General features: G+C 56.6%; 16 protein-coding genes. 11 read left to right on the top strand and 5 right to left on the bottom strand.

Features of this window, described 5'->3' with window-relative positions:
- Positions 1–59: 59 nt before the first annotated feature.
- The 3 genes from CPH65_RS09550 to CPH65_RS09540 all read right to left on the bottom strand — a co-directional run bounded on the left by CPH65_RS09550 (position 60) and on the right by CPH65_RS09540 (position 4392).
- Positions 60–893 (bottom strand): MurR/RpiR family transcriptional regulator, encoded by an 834-nt coding sequence (locus CPH65_RS09550; RefSeq protein WP_096173272.1) that lies wholly within the window; start codon positions 891–893, stop codon positions 60–62.
- Positions 894–1255: 362 nt separating this feature from the next.
- The gene (locus CPH65_RS09545) at positions 1256–2770 is read right to left on the bottom strand and encodes a CoA-acylating methylmalonate-semialdehyde dehydrogenase (RefSeq protein ID WP_096173271.1); all 1515 of its coding nucleotides are present in this window, start codon (positions 2768–2770) and stop codon (positions 1256–1258) included.
- Positions 2771–3366: 596 nt separating this feature from the next.
- Positions 3367–4392, bottom strand: a complete 1026-nt coding sequence (locus CPH65_RS09540) for a LacI family DNA-binding transcriptional regulator (RefSeq protein ID WP_172891492.1) — start codon at positions 4390–4392, stop codon at positions 3367–3369.
- A 267-nt stretch (positions 4393–4659) separates the two neighbouring features.
- Here CPH65_RS09540 and CPH65_RS09535 point away from each other — a divergent pair, with 267 nt between their 5' ends.
- From CPH65_RS09535 to CPH65_RS23840, 11 genes are all read left to right on the top strand, one after another.
- Positions 4660–4974, top strand: a complete 315-nt coding sequence (locus tag CPH65_RS09535) for a hypothetical protein (RefSeq protein WP_157747595.1) — start codon at positions 4660–4662, stop codon at positions 4972–4974.
- A 132-nt stretch (positions 4975–5106) separates the two neighbouring features.
- Positions 5107–6027, top strand: a complete 921-nt coding sequence (locus CPH65_RS09530) for a sugar ABC transporter substrate-binding protein (RefSeq protein WP_096173268.1) — start codon at positions 5107–5109, stop codon at positions 6025–6027.
- A gap of 253 nt (positions 6028–6280) precedes the next feature.
- Positions 6281–7819 (top strand): sugar ABC transporter ATP-binding protein, encoded by a 1539-nt coding sequence (locus CPH65_RS09525; RefSeq protein WP_096173267.1) that lies wholly within the window; start codon positions 6281–6283, stop codon positions 7817–7819.
- Positions 7820–7882: 63 nt separating this feature from the next.
- Positions 7883–8914 carry an ABC transporter permease gene (locus CPH65_RS09520; protein WP_096173266.1) on the top strand — a complete coding sequence of 344 codons (1032 nt, stop codon included), beginning with the start codon at positions 7883–7885 and terminating at the stop codon, positions 8912–8914.
- Positions 8915–9119: 205 nt separating this feature from the next.
- A complete protein-coding gene (iolG, locus tag CPH65_RS09515; protein ID WP_096176333.1) occupies positions 9120–10112 on the top strand; it encodes an inositol 2-dehydrogenase in 993 nt (330 codons plus the stop codon).
- An 80-nt stretch (positions 10113–10192) separates the two neighbouring features.
- Positions 10193–12103, top strand: a complete 1911-nt coding sequence (gene iolC, locus CPH65_RS09510) for a 5-dehydro-2-deoxygluconokinase (RefSeq protein WP_096173265.1) — start codon at positions 10193–10195, stop codon at positions 12101–12103.
- 5 nt (positions 12104–12108) lie between these two features.
- A complete protein-coding gene (gene iolD, locus CPH65_RS09505; RefSeq protein ID WP_096176332.1) occupies positions 12109–13935 on the top strand; it encodes a 3D-(3,5/4)-trihydroxycyclohexane-1,2-dione acylhydrolase (decyclizing) in 1827 nt (608 codons plus the stop codon).
- A gap of 4 nt (positions 13936–13939) precedes the next feature.
- Complete coding sequence (iolE, locus tag CPH65_RS09500; protein ID WP_096173264.1) at positions 13940–14833, top strand: myo-inosose-2 dehydratase; 894 nt, start codon at positions 13940–13942, stop codon at positions 14831–14833.
- A 26-nt stretch (positions 14834–14859) separates the two neighbouring features.
- Positions 14860–15063 (top strand): hypothetical protein, encoded by a 204-nt coding sequence (locus CPH65_RS09495; RefSeq protein ID WP_096173263.1) that lies wholly within the window; start codon positions 14860–14862, stop codon positions 15061–15063.
- Positions 15060–15869: a 5-deoxy-glucuronate isomerase gene (iolB, locus tag CPH65_RS09490; protein WP_096173262.1), complete on the top strand. Its 810-nt coding sequence runs from the start codon at positions 15060–15062 to the stop codon at positions 15867–15869. The genes CPH65_RS09495 and iolB overlap by 4 nt, the downstream gene beginning before the upstream one ends.
- Before the next feature lie 357 nt (positions 15870–16226).
- Positions 16227–16481 carry a GntR family transcriptional regulator gene (locus CPH65_RS23840; protein WP_157747594.1) on the top strand — a complete coding sequence of 85 codons (255 nt, stop codon included), beginning with the start codon at positions 16227–16229 and terminating at the stop codon, positions 16479–16481.
- A 15-nt stretch (positions 16482–16496) separates the two neighbouring features.
- Here the strand turns inward: CPH65_RS23840 and modC are convergent, their stop codons facing one another.
- Positions 16497–17624, bottom strand: a complete 1128-nt coding sequence (gene modC, locus CPH65_RS09480; RefSeq protein ID WP_096173260.1) for a molybdenum ABC transporter ATP-binding protein — start codon at positions 17622–17624, stop codon at positions 16497–16499.
- Positions 17621–18286, bottom strand: coding sequence for a molybdate ABC transporter permease subunit (gene modB, locus CPH65_RS09475; RefSeq protein ID WP_096173259.1), 666 nt, complete (start codon positions 18284–18286; stop codon positions 17621–17623). The genes modC and modB overlap by 4 nt, the downstream gene beginning before the upstream one ends.
- Positions 18287–18299: the final 13 nt, after the last annotated feature.

The following is an 18299-nucleotide window of genomic DNA, read 5'->3' as shown; positions in this document are numbered from 1 at the left end:
GGCCCGCTCAAGCACGATGCGGGCCTTGACTACCTGATTGCATGGCAGCAAATGCGCCTTCACTCGGACTCGCTGATCTTGTAGGCCAGCGCAACGATGATGGACTGCACCAGACAGTTGGTAACGCACTGCGAGCGGAAGGCATCGATTTGCGTCTCGTTGACCACGAAACACAAGTCACTCAGGGTCGCAATCGGGCTGATCTGGCTGTCCGTCACCACGATCTGTGCGGTGCCCGCGTTGCTGGCCGCCTCGACCGCGATCTGGGTCTCTTCTGCATAGGGGGCAAAACTGATCGAGACCAGCACATCCTTGTCGGACATCCGATTGCACTGCTCGCGGTACATGCCACCGATGCCATCGATGAGAACAACCTTGCGATCAAGGTGATGCAGCGCATAGGTCAGATAAGAGGCAATGCTGAAAGAGCGTCCCATCCCGGCGACATAAATGGTATCGGCATGCGCCAGCAGCTCGACCGACTGGTGCAGATCCTCGGGCGGTGTGCGCAGCGCAAGCTGCTTGAGCGCCTGCGCATTGGCCTGCGAGAATTCCTTGAGGATCTTCATGGACCGCAAGGATGCGGTTTCTTCTTGCGGATAGGCGCTGGCGAGCTTGGCACGCTCGGTGTAGCTCGTGGTTTCCTTGATCAACTTGTCGCGGAAAAGCTGCTTCATTTCATTGAAGCCACCAAAACCGAAGGTATTGGCGAACCGGATCATGGTGGAGGGCGGGACATCGGCTTTTTCAGCAATGACCGCAATCGTATCGAAGGCAACGCTGTTGTGATTGTCGATCACAAACTGTGCGACCTGCTGCAGGCGTTTGCTCAACCCGCCATATTCGGCTCGGATCTGGTCCTGTAGTTCGGTAAGGGTGTTGGCAGGCGTCATCCGGACCTCAATGATTGCTGTTCGTCGTTGCCTCCTATGCGCAGAGGCAACATCCATAGGCCTTAAAAGCCTGATTATCGGCAAAAGCTTAGTCACTTATACTAAGCACATGCGCCTTGGCTCAACAGTTTTACGGGCCTGCCACCAAATGTCTCTAGACGTCTGCGGACAAACCATCAAGTCATGAGCGACAATTGCTGGAAATTGCCGCTCATGCCGGGAAGGGAAAAGCCTTTGATCAGGTCCAAAAAATGAACCTTTATTGAGCAAGGGAGTGGACGCTCTCGCGCTCCAGGGCTTTTTCCGAACAAGGAGGAGGCAATATGCACCTCCTCCCACTCCCGATTAGCAGGATCGCATTATCAGTTACGGGTCAAAGTGCCATCCCAGGTGCTAACCTTCTTGGTGGCATCTTCTTCAGAGAACCAGACCGAGGTAACCGATTTGGTTTCGGTGAAGAAGGCAACGCCGTCCTTGCCCATGGCATGCAGATCGCCAAAGAAGGACTGCTTGTGGCCCGAGAAGGGGAAGATCGAGAAGGGCACCGGAATGCCAACGTTGATCCCGACCATGCCGCCGTCGGTCCGTCTGGCGAATTCACGCGCGAGCAGGCCGGACTGGGTGTAGATGCAAGAGCCGTTGGCAAAACGGTTGGCATTCATGATGGCGAGGCCTTCCTCGAAGTCCTTCACGCGCTTGATGCAGGTGACAGGACCAAAGATTTCCTCGTCGCCGATCCACATGCCTTCCTTGACATTGTCAAAGATGGTCGGGCCGACATAATAGCCATCTTCATGGCCTTCAACCTTGGCACCACGACCGTCCAGAACCAGATCGGCCCCTTCATCAACACCGCGCTGGATGCATTTCTCGACAAAGTTCAGCTGGCCCTTGGAGACGAGCGGACCAAGCTGGGAGGTTGGATCGTAGGCCGGACCGATTTTCAATTCCTTGGCAAGTTCGATCAGTTTGGCAACGAACTCATCGGCAATGGATTCCTGCACGCAGACAACCGGCAGAGCCATGCAGCGCTGACCGGCGCAGCCATAGGTCGAGTTGATCACGCCGCGCACCGTGCGTTCAAGCACACAGTCTTCCATGACCAAAGCATGGTTTTTCGCTTCAGTGAGCGCCTGAACGCGTTTGCCAGCACCTGCTGCGGTTTCATAGATATGCATGCCGACAGAGGTTGACCCAACGAAGGTAACGCCCTTGATAGAGGGATGCTTGAGCAGCGTGTCTGCTTCCACACGGGAACAGGTGACAAGGTTGACAACGCCCTTGGGCAGGCCCGCTTCGATCAGAAGCTCGAGCATGCGCGACGCAGTCTGGGGCACCATGGACGCCGCCTTCAGAACCACCGTGTTGCCTGTGGTGATCGCAAACGGGATCATCCAACCCATCGGGATCATCGCAGGGAAGTTATAAGGAGCGATGGCAGCAAAGACGCCCAGCGGCTCGCGGAAAGAAACCGTGTCATAGCCGGTGGACACATTCATGCAGGTATCACCCTGCATCAGATAATGGCTGGCGCAAGCGCATTCGACCACTTCAATGGCCTTCAGGACATCGCCACGCGCCTCACCAAGGCATTTGCCGTTTTCCGTAGCCAGAAGCTCGGTCAATTCATCAAGATGGGCATCAAGAAGCTGCTTGAACCGGAACATCAGCTGAATGCGGACAGGGATCGGGGTATTGGACCAAACGGGGAATGCAGCCGCGGCAGTCTCCACTGCTCCGTCGACTTCATCCTGCGTACAGCAAGGTGCTTCTGCGGTCTGCTTACCGGTGGACGGGTCCATCACCGGCATAAATTTTTCTGTCTTGGATTCGCGCCATTCATTGTCGACGCAAAATTTCAAACGCTTGATTCTCATTCTGGTTTCCTCCGCTTGGATTGGAATGCTGGCATTGCAAAGAGAATGTCAGCAGATTGTTATGGGTAAGGGCTGGCAAAAAGGAGGGATGGGGGGGGCACAGGCACTGACCGCTATGTCAGAGCGTTCCCATGCGCGGATGGCGAGAAGAATGCGCCCATTGCGAACAACCGGGTTTCGCATTGCACTTGCTTGCCTCGCGCGCGCACCAACTGTGACGTCAGCCATGACACACAAAAGCCTTCACTTTGGCCCCGTCGCACGAGCCCCGTTTGCTCAGTCTGATGGCATGCCAACAGCGAGCAAATGGCGGGAAAACGATGCGACCGGCTCCTCCAAACCAGCAATTATCCCGGATTGGTCATCCGGACCGTTGTTTCTTGAGCATTAGGGGTAGTCAGAGAGCCCCAAGAGAACCATGAGACAGATCAAAAATGAAAAATATATTTCATTTTGCACTATTTTGAAATTTTGATTTCAAAAACTGATTGATGCCATCAAAAGCAAATATCAGAACAAAACTGCTGTTGGCTCCGTGCGGCAAAATTGACCAAAAATGCGCCGCGACCAAAATTTAGGCACCCTTAAAACCAGCCCTAACCAAGATTGTATTTGCACTTGATGACCGGCTGCAAAGGCGCAAATCCAGAGGGTACATTCTTGCCTTCGCAATGGGCGCGCAAGCTTTCCGTGGCACGTTCGAGCTCGGTTGAAATGTCATGCGTCAGAATGAAGTCAATACCGTCTTCTTCCAGCAACTCGGATGATACGCGCGTCAATTCGTGACCAACGAAAAGCACATCGGCATTCAGGCCCGCATCAACCAGCGCTCTGGTGATTCCCGCATTGCCACCAGCCACATTATAGATAGCAATCGGCGGGTTGCCTGAATGCAGATACTGTGTCAGATATTCGTAAGCGGTATAGGAATTGTCCTTCTGATTGAAATATTCAACGATGGACAAGTCAGGATAATGGGAGCGAATGACGCGCCGGAATCCGATCCCTCTCTGCTCCTGACAGCGGTAGGCAGCACTGCCCAACAACACCACCTGCCCCTGCATTTTTCGCGAAAATCGGCCAATCAGATGCGCTGCACAACTGCCAGAGGCGACCTGATCCAGCCCGGCATAGCCGATCCGTCGGGTATGTGGTTGATCGGTGGAAATACAAAAAACGCCGGTGCCATTCTCAGAGGTTGTTTCAATGGCGCGGGCAATTGCGGGATGCTCCCGACACGACAGGATCAGGCCATCATATTTCTCTCCCCACTCGATGATCTTGTCGGAAAAGGCTCCGGGATCGAACTGGACCGGCAGACTGGAGAAGACCTTGATCTCGACGCCCGGATCCCGGTCATTGATATCGGAGATGAGATCCTTGAGCGCGACGGTGAAAGAAGCATCAGAATCGATCAGCAAACCGAACGAGAGCACCGAACTCTCTGGATCGGCTCGGATCTGCATCGCCTGCAACTCGGCCATGGCTCGTTGCACCGCCACGGTCTTTTTCTGGGACACGCCACCGCGATTGTGAAGAACCCGATCAACCGTGGCAGATGAAACGCCAGATACCTCAGCAATTTTAGCAAGTGTTGGACTCTGCCAGGGAGCTCGGGACATTTTTTCCTCCATCAACGGTCAAATAAGAGCATTAATTTGATGTCTTTTCAATCAAAATTTGGAGAAATAATTTCAATATTCCACAAGAGTGAAATATTAATTTCATAATTTTTGCAGTCAGATCAGATCGTTAGCTGCATAACTGTCCAAATGCAACGGCAAGTGAGCAACATCGTTGACTGAAATCGCCTCCATCATATGATTGATAATACAAGAAACCGGCCCGATTTGTGGAGGATGAAGGCCGGACCGAACTGGGAGGTTTGCGTGTCTGACAGAATTGACTGCGCGCTCGGCCATACGGCTGTGCCGAGGATGTCGTTTGTTGCTTTTTTTGCGCCCGCAAAAGCGCAGGGCACGACCTACGCACAAATCCATAATGGCATAGAAAACAAGCCCTTGACCGCCTGCAACACAGCGGCTGATGCAGATAATATGGCTCAAAACGCTCCAATTGACATCGTTTCAATCAACGCCCCCCAGCCCGTCACGAAGAAAATTCAAACACAGGACGATCAGGCGCGCGCTCTTGGCAGCAGCACCCATATCGATTCCAGCCAGCAACTTGTCGGGCTTGCCTGACCTTAGCGGGATCCCACCGGATCCCAACACCTCGTATTCGTGTCTTTGATGTTCGGAGGACTACACACATCAAAGACAGGACTATCTCACCAAAGGGCCTGATAGGCAGGCCTTGATTTTCGGGAGGAAAGTATGAAGAAAACACTCATTGCCATGGCAGCTGCAGCATCAGCCATGCTGTCTACATCTGCCTACGCAGAAAACATCGGCGTTGCCATGGCAAGCTTCGATGACAACTTCATGACCATCGTGCGTGAAGCCATGGCCACCGAAGCCGCCAAGGATGACAGCATCGAAATCCAGTTCGAAGACGCTCGTACCGATATCGGCAAACAGATCGATCAGGTTCAGAACTTCGTCGCTCAGGGCCTTGATGCCATCATCGTTCATCCGGTTGACATGTCCGCAACGCCGCGCATCACCAAAATGGTCAAGGAAGCTGGCATTCCGCTGGTTTACGTAAACCGCAAACCGTCCGACAAAGATCTGCCTGAAGGCGTTGTTTTTGTGGGATCTGAAGAAGTTGTCGCCGGTCGTTTGCAGATGGAAGAACTCGCCAAGAAAATGGGCGGCAAAGGCAACGTTGCCATCATGCTCGGCGAACTGTCCTCTGACGGCACCCATGGTCGGACGCGGGGCGTCAAGGAAGTGCTGGAAAAATACCCGGACATCAAGATCGTCGAAGAACAGACCGCTGAATGGCAACGGTCCGAAGCCATCGACCTGATGAACAACTGGATCGTATCGGGCACCCAAATCGACGCGGTTGCTGCCAACAACGACGAAATGGCTCTTGGCGCTCTGCTTGCCATGAAACAGGCTGGTATCTCTCCGGACGAAATCGCTGTTGCCGGTGTTGACGCAACCCCGGATGCTCTGGCTTCCATGAAAGCTGGCGAACTCTTCATCTCCATCTTCCAGGATGCTGAAGGTCAGGGTGCAGGCTCTGTGAAAGCAGCCATGCAGCTTGCCAAAGGCGAAAAAGTCGACCAGTTCGTCTGGATCCCGTTCAAACTCGTCAGTCAGGATAACCTTGACGAGTTCATGAAATAACCCTTTCGAACCAATAGCTGCATGCGTCCTTGCTGGATGCATGCAGTCAATCAGCAAGAGCATGCAGACGATCCCCGTTTTTTCTTCATCTGTCATGCTATTGGAATCCAATTCAGCTTTGCTGCCTCCTTCTGAAACCCCAAAAGAGCGTCCATCGTTGGGATCCCCAATCCCTTGCTCGCTCTACCGGCGATCCGGCTGGCAAAAGAAACGGTGTTGGCGAGAATTGGTATAGAGAAGGGAAACGCTCGTTATGATTAGCCCCAATACTCTGCAAGTGATCAGAGAAAGTGGCGCGGAACCCCACGCGGAATATCTGCTCGAAGTGACGGACGTCCGCAAGGCATTTCCGGGTGTTGTCGCTCTGGATGACGTATCCTTGAACGTACGCCCGGGCACAGTTCACGCCCTCATGGGTGAGAATGGTGCAGGCAAATCGACCTTGATGAAGATCGTTGCCGGCATCTATCACCCGGACCACGGCTCGGTGAAGCTTCGCGGCCAGCCTGTCATCATGAATACCCCGCTTGACGCGCTCTCCGCGGGCGTCGCCATGATCCATCAGGAACTCAACCTGATGCCTTTCATGACCGTTGCGGAAAACATCTGGATCCGGCGTGAACCGAAGAACCGGTTCGGCTTTGTCGATCACCGCGCCCTGCGCGACCAGACCCAGAAATTGTTCGATGACCTCAATCTGGATCTGGATCCGGACGAGGAAGTGCGCAACCTGACCATCGCCAGCCGTCAGATGATCGAGATTGCCAAGGCGATCTCATACGAATCCGACGTCCTGATCATGGACGAGCCGACTTCGGCCCTGACGGACAACGAAGTCCGCCACCTGTTCCAGCTCATCGCGGATCTCAAGGCACAGGGCAAAGGGATCATCTACATCACCCATAAAATGGATGAAGTGTTCGAAATCGCCGATGACGTTTCCGTATTCCGGGATGGCAAATACATCGGAACCGATCTTGCCGACAATCTGAACCGCGACAAGCTCATTCAGATGATGGTTGGTCGTGAGATCACCCAGATGTTCCCCAAAGAGGATGTGCCCATCGGCAAGGTCGCCCTTTCCGTGCGCAATCTGTCTCTCAAAGGGGTTTTCGAGGACGTCAGCTTCGACCTGCATGAAGGAGAAATTCTCGGTCTTGCAGGCCTTGTCGGTGCTGGGCGCACCAACGTTGCCGAAACCGTCTTTGGCGTCACACCTGCCACATCCGGCACCATCGAGGTCTTTGGCAAAAAGGCTCCCATCTCCTCGACACAACAGGCAATGCGACAAGGCATGGCCCTGTTGACCGAAGACAGACGCGATACCGGCCTGTTCCTCGTGCTTGATGTCCTTGAGAACATGCAGATGGCGGTCATCAACCAGAAATACGTCAAAGCCGGCTTTGTTGACGAAAGGACGGTCACCAAACTCTGCGAAGACATGAGTGACACCTTGCGCGTCAAGACACCCGATATGCAGGAACGGATCGAAAACCTGTCGGGCGGCAACCAGCAGAAGGTCCTGATCGGCCGCTGGCTGCTCAACAAGCCACGCATTCTCATTCTCGATGAACCGACACGCGGCATCGATGTGGGTGCCAAGTCAGAAATTCATCGCCTGATCACGCAATTGGCCAAGGAAGGCGTTGCCGTTCTCATGATTTCTTCGGAAATGCCCGAAGTTCTGGGAATGAGCGACCGCATCATGGTCATGCACGAAGGCAAGCTCACCGGCATTCTGGACCGTTCGGAAGCCGATCAAGTGAGCATCATGAACCTGGCATCCGATTAACAGACATAAGTGGTGCTCCCCGCCGGGCACCCAACGATGCAAAGCGACTAAAGGATTTGTTCCATGTCCACAACAACACAAACCGCGTCGAACGCTCCGGAAACCCAAAGGCAGAGAAAGAAAAAGCTGCCAAGCGAAGTCAACATTCTGCTGATTTTGATCGGGATTGCCTTCTTCTTTGAAGTCCTGGGCTGGATCATCAAGGGTGACACCTTCCTGTTCAACCCCCAGCGCCTTCTGATCATGATCCTGCAGGTCTCGATCATTGGCCTTCTGGCCATCGGCGTGACGCAAGTCATCATCACCGAAGGGATCGATCTTTCGTCCGGTTCGGTTCTGGCCCTGTCAGCGATGGTGGCAGCCAGTTTTGCCCAGACGTCAGACTACGCACGCGCTGTCTTCCCTGCCCTCACTGACCTGCCGTTCATTATTCCGGTCATGGCCGGTATTGTGGTCGGTATCATAGCGGGGACGATCAACGGATCGCTCATAGCCTATACGGGCATTCCCCCATTCATCTCGACCCTCGGCATGATGGTGACAGCCCGTGGTCTTGCCCGCTTCTACACCAAGGGTCAGCCCATCAGTCTTCTGTCGGATGACTATACCTGGATCGGCTCTGGCACCACGCCCGTTATCATATTCCTTGTGGTTGCCGCCATCTTCCACATAGCATTGCGATACACCCGATATGGCAAATTCACCTACGCCATCGGGGCCAACCTGCAAGCCGCGAAAGTCTCGGGCATCAACGTCAAGCATCACCTGATCAAGGTCTATCTGATCGCGGGCATGCTGTCCGGTGTTGCCGGTGTCGTCGCCTCTGCCCGCGCCGGGTCCGGTCAGGCAGGCATGGGCCTTGCCTATGAGCTCGATGCGATTGCTGCCTCCGTTATCGGCGGCACCAGCCTTTCGGGCGGCGTCGGGCGCATCACCGGAACCGTGATCGGCACGATCATCCTTGGTACGATGATCTCGGGTTTCACATTCCTTGGGATTGATGCCTACATTCAGGACATCGTCAAAGGTATGATCATTGTCGCAGCCGTGGTTGCCGACCAGTATCGCCAGCGCAAACGCTCGAAAAAGAGCTAAAGGAACCGAAAAGCCCCGCACTCTCCCCTTATCGTTCCGTGCATCATACGGGGAGGGTGCACCTTAGAAAAAAGAGCAAGTAGGACCCGCCCAAGACATCCCTGCTCCCCCGTGCACCCGAAGCCAAGATGACGCTCTTCCCGTTCGGCTGACAGGACACGGATGGGGGTGTATTGAAGCTGTCTATTCCTTGAAAAGGACGACTATCATGATCTCCATCGGACTGATTGGAGCCGGACGCATCGGCAAGCTGCATGCTGCCAACATTGCCCAATCCGCAAACACCGAACTCGTCGCCGTGACTGACTTCGCGCCCGAGGCCGCAGAAGCCCTTGCCGGGGACTACGGTATCAAGGCTGTGTCAGCCGAAGACCTCATGGCCGACCCGGCCATTGACGCCATCTTTGTCTGCTCGTCAACGGACACCCATGCCGACTACACCGAAATGGCGGTCAAGGCTGGCAAGCATGTCTTCTGCGAAAAGCCGGTCGATATGTCCTCGGATCGCATACGTGCCTGCCTCAAGGTTGTCGAAGCATCCGGCAAGAAACTGATGATCGGCTTCAATCGCCGCTTCGATCCCAACTTTGCAGCGGTTCGCGCCCGCATCGAAGCGGGTGAAATCGGCGACGTCGAACTCGTCACCATCACCTCCCGCGACCCGTCTGCTCCCCCGGTCGAATATGTCAAACGCTCCGGCGGCCTCTTCCGCGACATGATGATCCACGATCTAGACATGGCACGGTTCCTGCTCGGCGAAGAGCCGGTCACCCTGTTCGCACGTGGCTCCAGCCTCGTTGATGCAGGCATTGGCGAAGCAGGCGATGTCGACACCGCTGTCGCAGTTCTCGAAACCGCCAGCGGCAAGATCTGCCAGATCTCCAACTCCCGCCGCGCGACCTATGGCTACGACCAGCGCATCGAGGTGCATGGCTCCAAAGGCATGCTGAGTGCAGGCAACTGCCGCGCGACGACAGTGACATTGGCCAATTCGAATGGCTATCAGATCGACCCGTCCCTCGATTTCTTCCTTGAACGCTACGGCGAGGCCTTCCGCAAGGAACTTGAGGCTTTCGTCAAGCTCTGTGAAGGCGAAGCCGTGTCCATCCCCACCGGCGAAGATGGCCTGAAAGCCCAGCTATTGGCCGATGCAGCAACCGAGTCCGTTAAAGACGGCTCTCTCAAAGCCCTGTCCTGAGGTCTTCATTAGACCCTCAAAAAGGTACTGCTCCCTGATCTGCAAAAAAAGATCGGGGAGCCACAAACAAGGAATAAGACATGACAAGCCTTGATGTCATCACCATAGGTCGGTCCTCGGTTGATTTGTATGGCACACAGATTGGCGGTCGTCTGGAAGACATGGGGTCCTTCAGCAAGTATCTGGGCGGTTCCCCGACCAACATGGCGGCGGGCACCGCGCGCCTGGGTCTGAAATCCGCACTGATCACCCGGGTTGGCGACGAACATATGGGCCGTTTCATCCGCGAGCAGCTCGAACGCGAAGGCGTCAACACCCGCGGCATTGTCACGGACCCCGAGCGCCTCACCGCTCTTGTGCTGCTGGGCATTCGTGACCGCGAACAGTTCCCCCTGATCTTCTACCGCGAAAACTGCGCCGACATGGCGCTGTGCGAAGACGACATTGATCCCGCTTTCATTGCCGAAAGTCGGTGTGTCACGGTCACCGGTACTCACCTCTCCCATCCCAAGACGGAGAGTGCTGTTCTCAAGGCCTTGCGGCTGGCCAAGGAGAACGGTGCTCTCACCGCGCTCGACATCGATTATCGCCCCAACCTGTGGGGCCTGTCGGGCCATGGGGATGGAGAAAACCGCTTTATCGCTTCGGAAAAAGTGACCGCCAAGCTGCAGTCGACCCTGCATCATTTCGATCTGATCGTCGGCACCGAGGAAGAATTCTTCATCGCCGGAGGCTCAACCGATCCCGTCGAGGCCCTTCGCGCTGTTCGCAAGGTCTCCGGCGCCACACTCGTTTGCAAACGCGGCGCCAAGGGAGCCGTTGCCTTCACCGGTGACATCCCCGACAGCCTTGACGATGGCCAATGCGGCCCCGGCTTCCCCATTGAGGTCTTCAACGTGCTTGGCGCGGGCGACGGCTTCATGTCCGGGCTGCTCAAGGGCTGGCTCGATGGCGAGGATTGGCCAACCGCGCTTAAATATGCCAACGCCTGCGGTGCTTTCGCCGTTTCCCGCCATGGCTGCACCCCGGCCTATCCGAGTTGGAAGGAGCTGCAATATTTCCTCGAACGCGGGGTCGTCAACAAGGCCCTGCGCAAGGACAAGGATCTCGAACAAATCCATTGGTCCACCAACCGCAGTGGCGACTGGTCGACCATGCGGGTCTTCGCCTTTGACCACCGCATCCAGCTCGAAGAGATGGACGGCGCAACCAACGAGAAGATCGGTGACTTCAAGAAGCTCTGCGTCGAAGTCGTCGACCGTGTGGCCGATGGCAAAACCGGCTACGGCCTGCTCTGCGATGGCCGCCTTGGCCGCGACGCCCTCGACATTGCCACCGGCAAGGGTCTCTGGATCGGCCGCCCGGTCGAATGGCCAACCTCCCGCCCGCTGACCGTTGAGCCTCAGCTTGGTGAAGATTTTGGCGGCCTCATGGAATGGCCCCTTGAGCATGTCATCAAATGCCTGTGCTTCTATCATCCGGACGATACGGACGAAATGAAGGCTGAGCAGGAAGCCGTTGTCAAACGCCTGTTTGCTGCCTCTCGCCGCAATCGCCTTGAATTCTTGCTTGAGATCATCCCCTCGAAAGTCGGGGCGATGGATGAAACAACCGCGCCAAAGATCATTCAGCGTTTCTACGATATTGGCGTTTGCCCCGATTGGTGGAAACTTGAGCCATTCCAGACCGACAAGGAATGGGCAGCCGTGGTTGAGACCATTAAGAAGAATGACAAGCATACGCGCGGCATCGTCGTGCTGGGCCTTGATGCAAAAATGGACGAGCTCAAAGCATCCTTCGCGCAGGCAGCCAAGTTCGAACTGGTACGCGGCTTTGCCATTGGCCGGACGATCTTCGGTGACGCAGCCCGTGCCTATATGCGCGATGAAATGTCCGGCGTCGACGCCGTCGCGCAAATGACCGAAAAATATGCCAGCCTGTGCGCTATCTGGGACGACGTCCGGGCGCAGGCAGGACTTGGCAAGGAGTAAGAATGATGAAAACGATCCGATTAACAGCGGCTCAGGCAATGGTGCGCTACCTTGGCAAACAGATGACCGAGGACGGCGTCCCTTTCCTCGCTGGCATCTGGGCCATCTTCGGACATGGCAACGTCTCTGGTCTGGGGGAAGCTCTCTACCACGCACAAGACACCCTGCCGACCTATCGTGGCCACAACGAGCAGAGCATGGCTCATGCCGCCCTTGCCTACACCAAACAGCAAGCTCGCAGACGGGCCATGGCCGTCACCTCGTCCATCGGACCGGGGGCAACCAACCTGGTCACCGCAGCCGCGCTCGCTCATATCAACAGGCTTCCCCTGCTGATCATTCCCGGCGATATCTTCTCAACGCGCGGCCCCGACCCGGTGCTGCAGCAGGTTGAGGATTTCAACGACGGCACCATCAGCGTCAATGACTGCTTCAAACCGGTTTCGCGGTATTTCGATCGCATCCAGCGGCCCGAACAACTGCTGCTCGCTTTGCCCAGAGCCATGGCGACCATGACCGACCCGGCCGATTGCGGGCCCGTCACCCTCGCCTTCTGTCAGGACGTGCAATCCGAAGCCTACGACTGGCCGGAAAGTTTCTTTGAAGAAAAAGTCTGGTATCAGCGCCGCATCCGGCCCGATTCAGGCGAGCTCTCCCGTGTGCTTGACGCAATCCGTGCGGCCAAGAAACCGGTCATCGTGGCCGGTGGCGGCGTGCATTATTCGGGCGCCTGCGACACTCTGCAAAGCTTTGCCGAAAAACACGGCATCCCTGTTGTTGAAACACAGGCTGGCAAATCCGCCCTGCCGTGGGATCATCCCCTCAACATGGGTCCAGTCGGCGTCACCGGGTCGGCAAGCGCCAACACCGTCTGCGAAGATGCGGATCTGGTGCTCGGTGTTGGCACCCGCTTTCAGGATTTCACAACCGGTTCATGGGCTCTGTTCAAAAACCCGGATCGCCAGCTCGTCAGCATCAACGTCGCGGCCTATGACGCCATGAAACATGGTGCGATGCCGCTGCAAAGCGACGCCATGGTCGGCCTTGAAGTCCTGACGGCAGCCCTTGCCGACTTCGCCTTCACAGCCCCATCCGATCAACTCAAGGCGGACTGGTTCGCTGCCGTTGATCCCCTCACCGCAGCCCCCAAAGACGATGTCAACGCCCTGCCGACGGACCAGCAGGTCATTGGCGCGGTTCAGCGGGCCTCAACCGAGGACACCGTCGTCATGTGCGCGGCCGGCACCATGCCCGGTGAATTGCACAAGCTCTGGAAGTCTCCCCGTCCGGGGGCCTACCATATGGAATATGGCTATTCCTGCATGGGCTACGAAATTGCCGGTGCAATAGGCATCAAGATGGCAGAGCCCGAGCGCGATGTTGTCTGCATGTTGGGGGATGGCTCCTACATGATGATGAACTCGGAGCTGGCGACAGCGGTCACGATGGGCGTCAAGATCACCATCGTGATCACCGACAACCGCGGCTTTGGCTGCATCAACCGGTTGCAGATGAGCACAGGAGGAGCGGAATTCAACAACCTTCTCGACCATGCCTATCATGTCAAACCGGCCGAAATCGACTTTGTCCAGCACACGGCCTCAATGGGAGCCACATCCGTCAAGGCGGCCACGGTTGCTGAACTGGAAGACGCGCTCGCAAAAGCCAAGCAAGCCACAGGCCCCTTCGTCGTCGTGATCGACACCGACCCCTACCCCAGCACGCCGGATGGCGGACACTGGTGGGATGTCGCGGTGCCCGAAGTCAGCGAACGTCCAGAAGTCAACGAGGCACGTGCCAACTATCTCAAACAACTAGCATATCGGAACTAAGGCCATGATCCTGTTCGGTACAAATCCAATTGCCTGGTCCAATGATGACGATCAGTCGCTGGGCGCTCACATCACCCTAGAGCAATGCCTTGATGAAACAGCCAAGATCGGCTTCGACGGCATCGAGAAAGGCCACAAACTGCCAACGACCCCGGAAGGGATCGAGAAGGAACTCGGCGGACGGGGCCTCAAATATGTCTCCGGCTGGCATTCTCTCAACGTACTGACCAACAGCATCGAGGACGAAAAGGCCGCCATGCAGAGCTATCTTGATCTGCTCAAGGCGGTTGGCTCCAAGGTGATCATCACCTGTGAAACCTCCAACGCCATCCACGGCGCGGATGACACGCCGGTCAACAACAAACCGGTCCTGTCTGACAGCGACTGGGAAGCGTTCGGCAAAGGTGTTGAGGAGCTAGCCCAGTTTGCGGCTGATCAAGGCATCACGCTGGTCTATCATCATCACATGGGCACAGTGGTGGAAAGCCCCGAGGAAATCGACCTCTTTATGAAGCACACCGGCCCGGCCACCCATCTGTTGCTCGACACCGGTCACTGCTTTTTTGGTGGCGGCAAACCCGAACAGGTTGCCAAGAAATACATGGACCGGGTTGGCCATATCCATGCCAAGAACATCCGGCCCGACATCATGAAACAGGTCAGAGCCGACGATCTGTCCTTCCTTGAAGGCGTGCGTCGTGGTGTCTTCACCGTACCGGGCGACCCGGAGGGCATTGTTGCGTTCGAGCCGGTTCTGACAATCGCCGCAGAGCATAAATATGATGGCTGGATCGTCATCGAGGCCGAACAGGATCCCGATGTCCGCAACCCGCTTGAGTATCAGACCATGGGCCTCAAGGCCCTCAAGGCCATGTCAAAAGATGCTGGCCTGATCTGATCAACACGTAAAAGAGAGAAGACTTCATGCTTGACGCCTCCCACCCTTCCTTCCGGCCTCTCTGGGTCCGTATCGCAGTAACACTCGTTGCCTGCGGGTGGGCTGGGGTCGAAGCATATGATCGTGCCTACGTCTGGGCGCTCCTGTTCGGAGCGGCCGGCGTCTGGTGCATCTATGCGCTTCTCCTCACCTACAAAGACCCCGATGACAATGCGGAGGAACAATCGTGACCAACCTACAAAGAAAGCCAACGGCCCAATCCGGCAAGGTGCATGACATCACGCCCGAATCCGCCAATTGGGGCTATGTCGGCTTTGCCCTTTATGATCTGCAGCCCGGCGAGACCGCAGCCGAAGCAACCGGTGACCGGGAAGTCATCCTCGTCATGGTGGAAGGCAAGGCGACCGTCACGGCTGCTGGAAAAGACTGGGGCGAAATGGGCGAACGCATGAGCGTTTTCGAACGCACCCCGCCCCACTGCCTTTATGTCCCCAATGGCTCCGACTGGTCCGCGAAAGCAACCACGCCCTGCAAGATCGCCATCTGTTCAGCCCCCGGCAAGGGCACTTATGAGGCCCAGCGCCTCGGCCCCGACGGCATCGAACTGACCCCGCGGGGCAAGGGCAGCAACACCCGCTTCATCAACAACATTGCCATGGAAGGTCGCGACGTCGCCGACAGTCTTCTGGTGACCGAGGTCTTCACGCCGAATGGAAACTGGTCGTCCTATCCCAGCCACCGTCACGACGAGGACAACTTCCCTCACATGACCTACCTAGAGGAGACCTATTATCACCGGCTCAATCCGGGTGACGGGTTCGGCATCCAGCGGGTCTACACCGACGATGGCTCTCTTGATGAAGTGATGGCAGTCAAGGACGGCGATGTGGTTCTGGTGCCAAAAGGCCACCATCCTTGTGGTGCCCCCTATGGCTTCGAGATGTATTATCTCAATGTCATGGCAGGCCCCTTGCGCAAATGGCGTTTCGAGGCAGCCCCCGAGGTCAAGTGGATCATGGAACGCGACGCCGACTGAGGCAAAAACTGAGGCAACGACCGGGCCATTCAGCCCGGCTTTGCCCATGGTGAAGCACAGAGTTGCTGTCTGGGGTTGGTTGGGCTTGTCGAGCGTACCTAGCGAACTTCAAAAGCCCTTTTGACGAATGCATAGCACCCGTCCATGCATTCCGATGGCACCAATCGTCTGGGACGGCTCCAAGGGAGATCATGGCCTTCTCCTGTCATGATCTCCACTCTTCTCCCTCACCTCACACAGAGAAGACGAGCAGCCAGCCTCTCCCAAAACAGTCAGGCGGGTTGTCCGAAAAAGACATCCTCTGCCATCCAAAGCAGGCACCTTGGACCCAGACATATCAGACTTGAGGCATCCGTCATGAACTCCCCCTCCGCCCGTACCAACCGCCGCGAAGAAGTGGCCGACTGGATCGCAGCGGAGATCAAACGCCTCGGTCCCGGTGCCAAACTACCCTCGATGCGCGCCATGATGCTGAAATTCTCGACCTCTCAACGCGTCATTGAAGCAGCCCTCTCCCCCTTCGTTGCAGAAGGCAGACTGATCTCGCGCCGCGGACAGGGGATTGTCATCGCAAGCCCTGCAGCGCCTGATGCGGATGAAGCAGTCGAGTAGAGCTGCCCTGCCTTCCTAGGCTTCCCTGACCAGAGACACCGATTTGACCATCGCCTGCACAGGTTCGCCCGGCTTGAGATCCAACAGATGCAGACTCTTGCGCGAAATGCGGGCCAGAAGCGACTGTGTCTCCCCCTCGCCTTCGAAGGTTAGAAAGACGTTCGCCATATGCTCACCGAATGGCTGAATGGTCTCGATCCGCACCGATGGCGTGTTCAGGATTGAGGAACTGCCCTCAGGCATATTGCGAGCCAGCGACACATCGCTTGCCTCAATGCGCAGGCGCACCGGCCGCCCGATTGTCCCCGCAACGCCGGGGATCTGAAAGAAGGTTCCAGACACATCAATGGTGCCGATGCCATAGCGCTCATCATACGCATGCAGCGTTCCGGACAGCACCGAAGCCGCATCGGGCATGCTCGCCAAGGACAACGAGGGATCGGACAGGAGCGCCTGCAGCGGACCCACAGCCCGCACATGCCCCCGTTCCATCAGGACCATCTGGTCCGCCAACCGCTCCACTTCTGCAAGATCGTGGCTGACATAGAGGACAGGGATGGCCAACTCGTCATGCAGCCGCTCCAGATAAGGCAGGATCTCGTTCTTGCTGAAACGGTCGAGCGCCGCCATCGGCTCATCCATCAAGAGGATCTCGGGACACGACAGAAGCGCCCGCCCAATGGCAACGCGCTGCCGCTCGCCTCCGGACAGTTTGAGCGGCGACCGCTTGAGCAATGGCCCGATACCCAGCAACTCAACCACGTCTTTCTGATTGAGCACCGCCCTCCCGTTGTCAACACGCGCCGCCATCCGCTTGTGGCCAAAGAGCAGATTGTCCTCAACCGACAGATGGGGAAACAGGCTTGCCTCCTGAAAGACATATCCGATGGGCCGCTTGTGTGTGGCAACGAACCGGTCCGCATCCTGCCAGACCTGACCCTTGAGAGAAAAGAAGCCATCCGCCAAACGGTTCAGCCCGGCAACACATCGAAGAATGCTCGTCTTGCCGCAACCGGATGGACCAAAAAGAGCGGTAACGCCCCGCGCTGGCAAAGAAAAGGAGACATCCAGATCGAACGTCCCCAACGCCCCCCGAAATGCGGCGGTCATCTCCTGATCCGGGCTTTCGTTTCCATCCCTCATTGCATCTTGCTCCGCAAGCGTTTTTCGATGGTGGTCGTGGTGAAAATGACAAGGAACGAGAAGACCAACATACCGGCAGCCAATATATGCGCCTTGCTCCACTGCAGGGTCTCGACATAGTCATAAATCGCGACCGACAGGACCTTGGTCTCGCCGGGAATGTTCCCCCCGATCATCAAAACGACACCGAACTCTCCCACCGTGTGAGCAAAACTCAGGATCGTGCCGGCGATCAGCCCCGGACGGGCCAACGGCAGGACGACCGTAAAGAAGCGATCCAGCGGCGAAGCGCGCAAGGTGGCCGCGACCTCAAGGGGACGCTCCCCTATTGCCTCAAAGGCATTGCGGATCGGCTGCACCATAAAGGGCATGGAATAGATGATCGACGCCACCACCAGCCCCGCAAAAGTGAAAGGCAGGGTTTGCCCGAACACGGCAGCAATCGACCGTCCAAGAAAGCTGTTTGGCCCCAGCGCCAGCAGAAGATAAAACCCCAGCACCGTTGGCGGCAGCACCAGAGGCAACGCCACAACCGTACCAACGGCCTCCTTCCACCAGCATTTTGAACGGGCCAGCCACCACGCAATCGGCGTGCCGATCAGCAGCAAGAGGACAGTCACCGTCACGGCCAGTTCAAGCGTCAGCAGGATGGCTTCCAGCACTCATCTACTCCCC

It is taken from the genome of Cohaesibacter sp. ES.047, from assembly GCF_900215505.1.
In the GTDB taxonomy this organism is placed as follows: domain Bacteria; phylum Pseudomonadota; class Alphaproteobacteria; order Rhizobiales; family Cohaesibacteraceae; genus Cohaesibacter.
Note: the sequence above shows the minus strand (reverse complement) of the source record. Positions and strands in the feature narration are given on the sequence as shown.

Excerpts from the sequence above, each read along its gene's own strand:
- CPH65_RS09550 (WP_096173272.1), bottom strand. The coding sequence starts at position 893 with ATGACGCCTGCCAACACCCTTACCGAACTACAGGACCAGATCCGAGCC.
- CPH65_RS09545 (WP_096173271.1), bottom strand. The coding sequence starts at position 2,770 with ATGAGAATCAAGCGTTTGAAATTTTGCGTCGACAATGAATGGCGCGAA.
- CPH65_RS09540 (WP_172891492.1), bottom strand. The coding sequence starts at position 4,392 with ATGTCCCGAGCTCCCTGGCAGAGTCCAACACTTGCTAAAATTGCTGAG.
- CPH65_RS09530 (WP_096173268.1), top strand. The coding sequence starts at position 5,107 with ATGAAGAAAACACTCATTGCCATGGCAGCTGCAGCATCAGCCATGCTG.
- CPH65_RS09525 (WP_096173267.1), top strand. The coding sequence starts at position 6,281 with ATGATTAGCCCCAATACTCTGCAAGTGATCAGAGAAAGTGGCGCGGAA.
- CPH65_RS09520 (WP_096173266.1), top strand. The coding sequence starts at position 7,883 with ATGTCCACAACAACACAAACCGCGTCGAACGCTCCGGAAACCCAAAGG.
- iolC (WP_096173265.1), top strand. The coding sequence starts at position 10,193 with ATGACAAGCCTTGATGTCATCACCATAGGTCGGTCCTCGGTTGATTTG.
- iolD (WP_096176332.1), top strand. The coding sequence starts at position 12,109 with ATGAAAACGATCCGATTAACAGCGGCTCAGGCAATGGTGCGCTACCTT.
- iolE (WP_096173264.1), top strand. The coding sequence starts at position 13,940 with ATGATCCTGTTCGGTACAAATCCAATTGCCTGGTCCAATGATGACGAT.
- CPH65_RS09495 (WP_096173263.1), top strand. The coding sequence starts at position 14,860 with ATGCTTGACGCCTCCCACCCTTCCTTCCGGCCTCTCTGGGTCCGTATC.
- CPH65_RS23840 (WP_157747594.1), top strand. The coding sequence starts at position 16,227 with ATGAACTCCCCCTCCGCCCGTACCAACCGCCGCGAAGAAGTGGCCGAC.
- modC (WP_096173260.1), bottom strand. The coding sequence starts at position 17,624 with ATGAGGGATGGAAACGAAAGCCCGGATCAGGAGATGACCGCCGCATTT.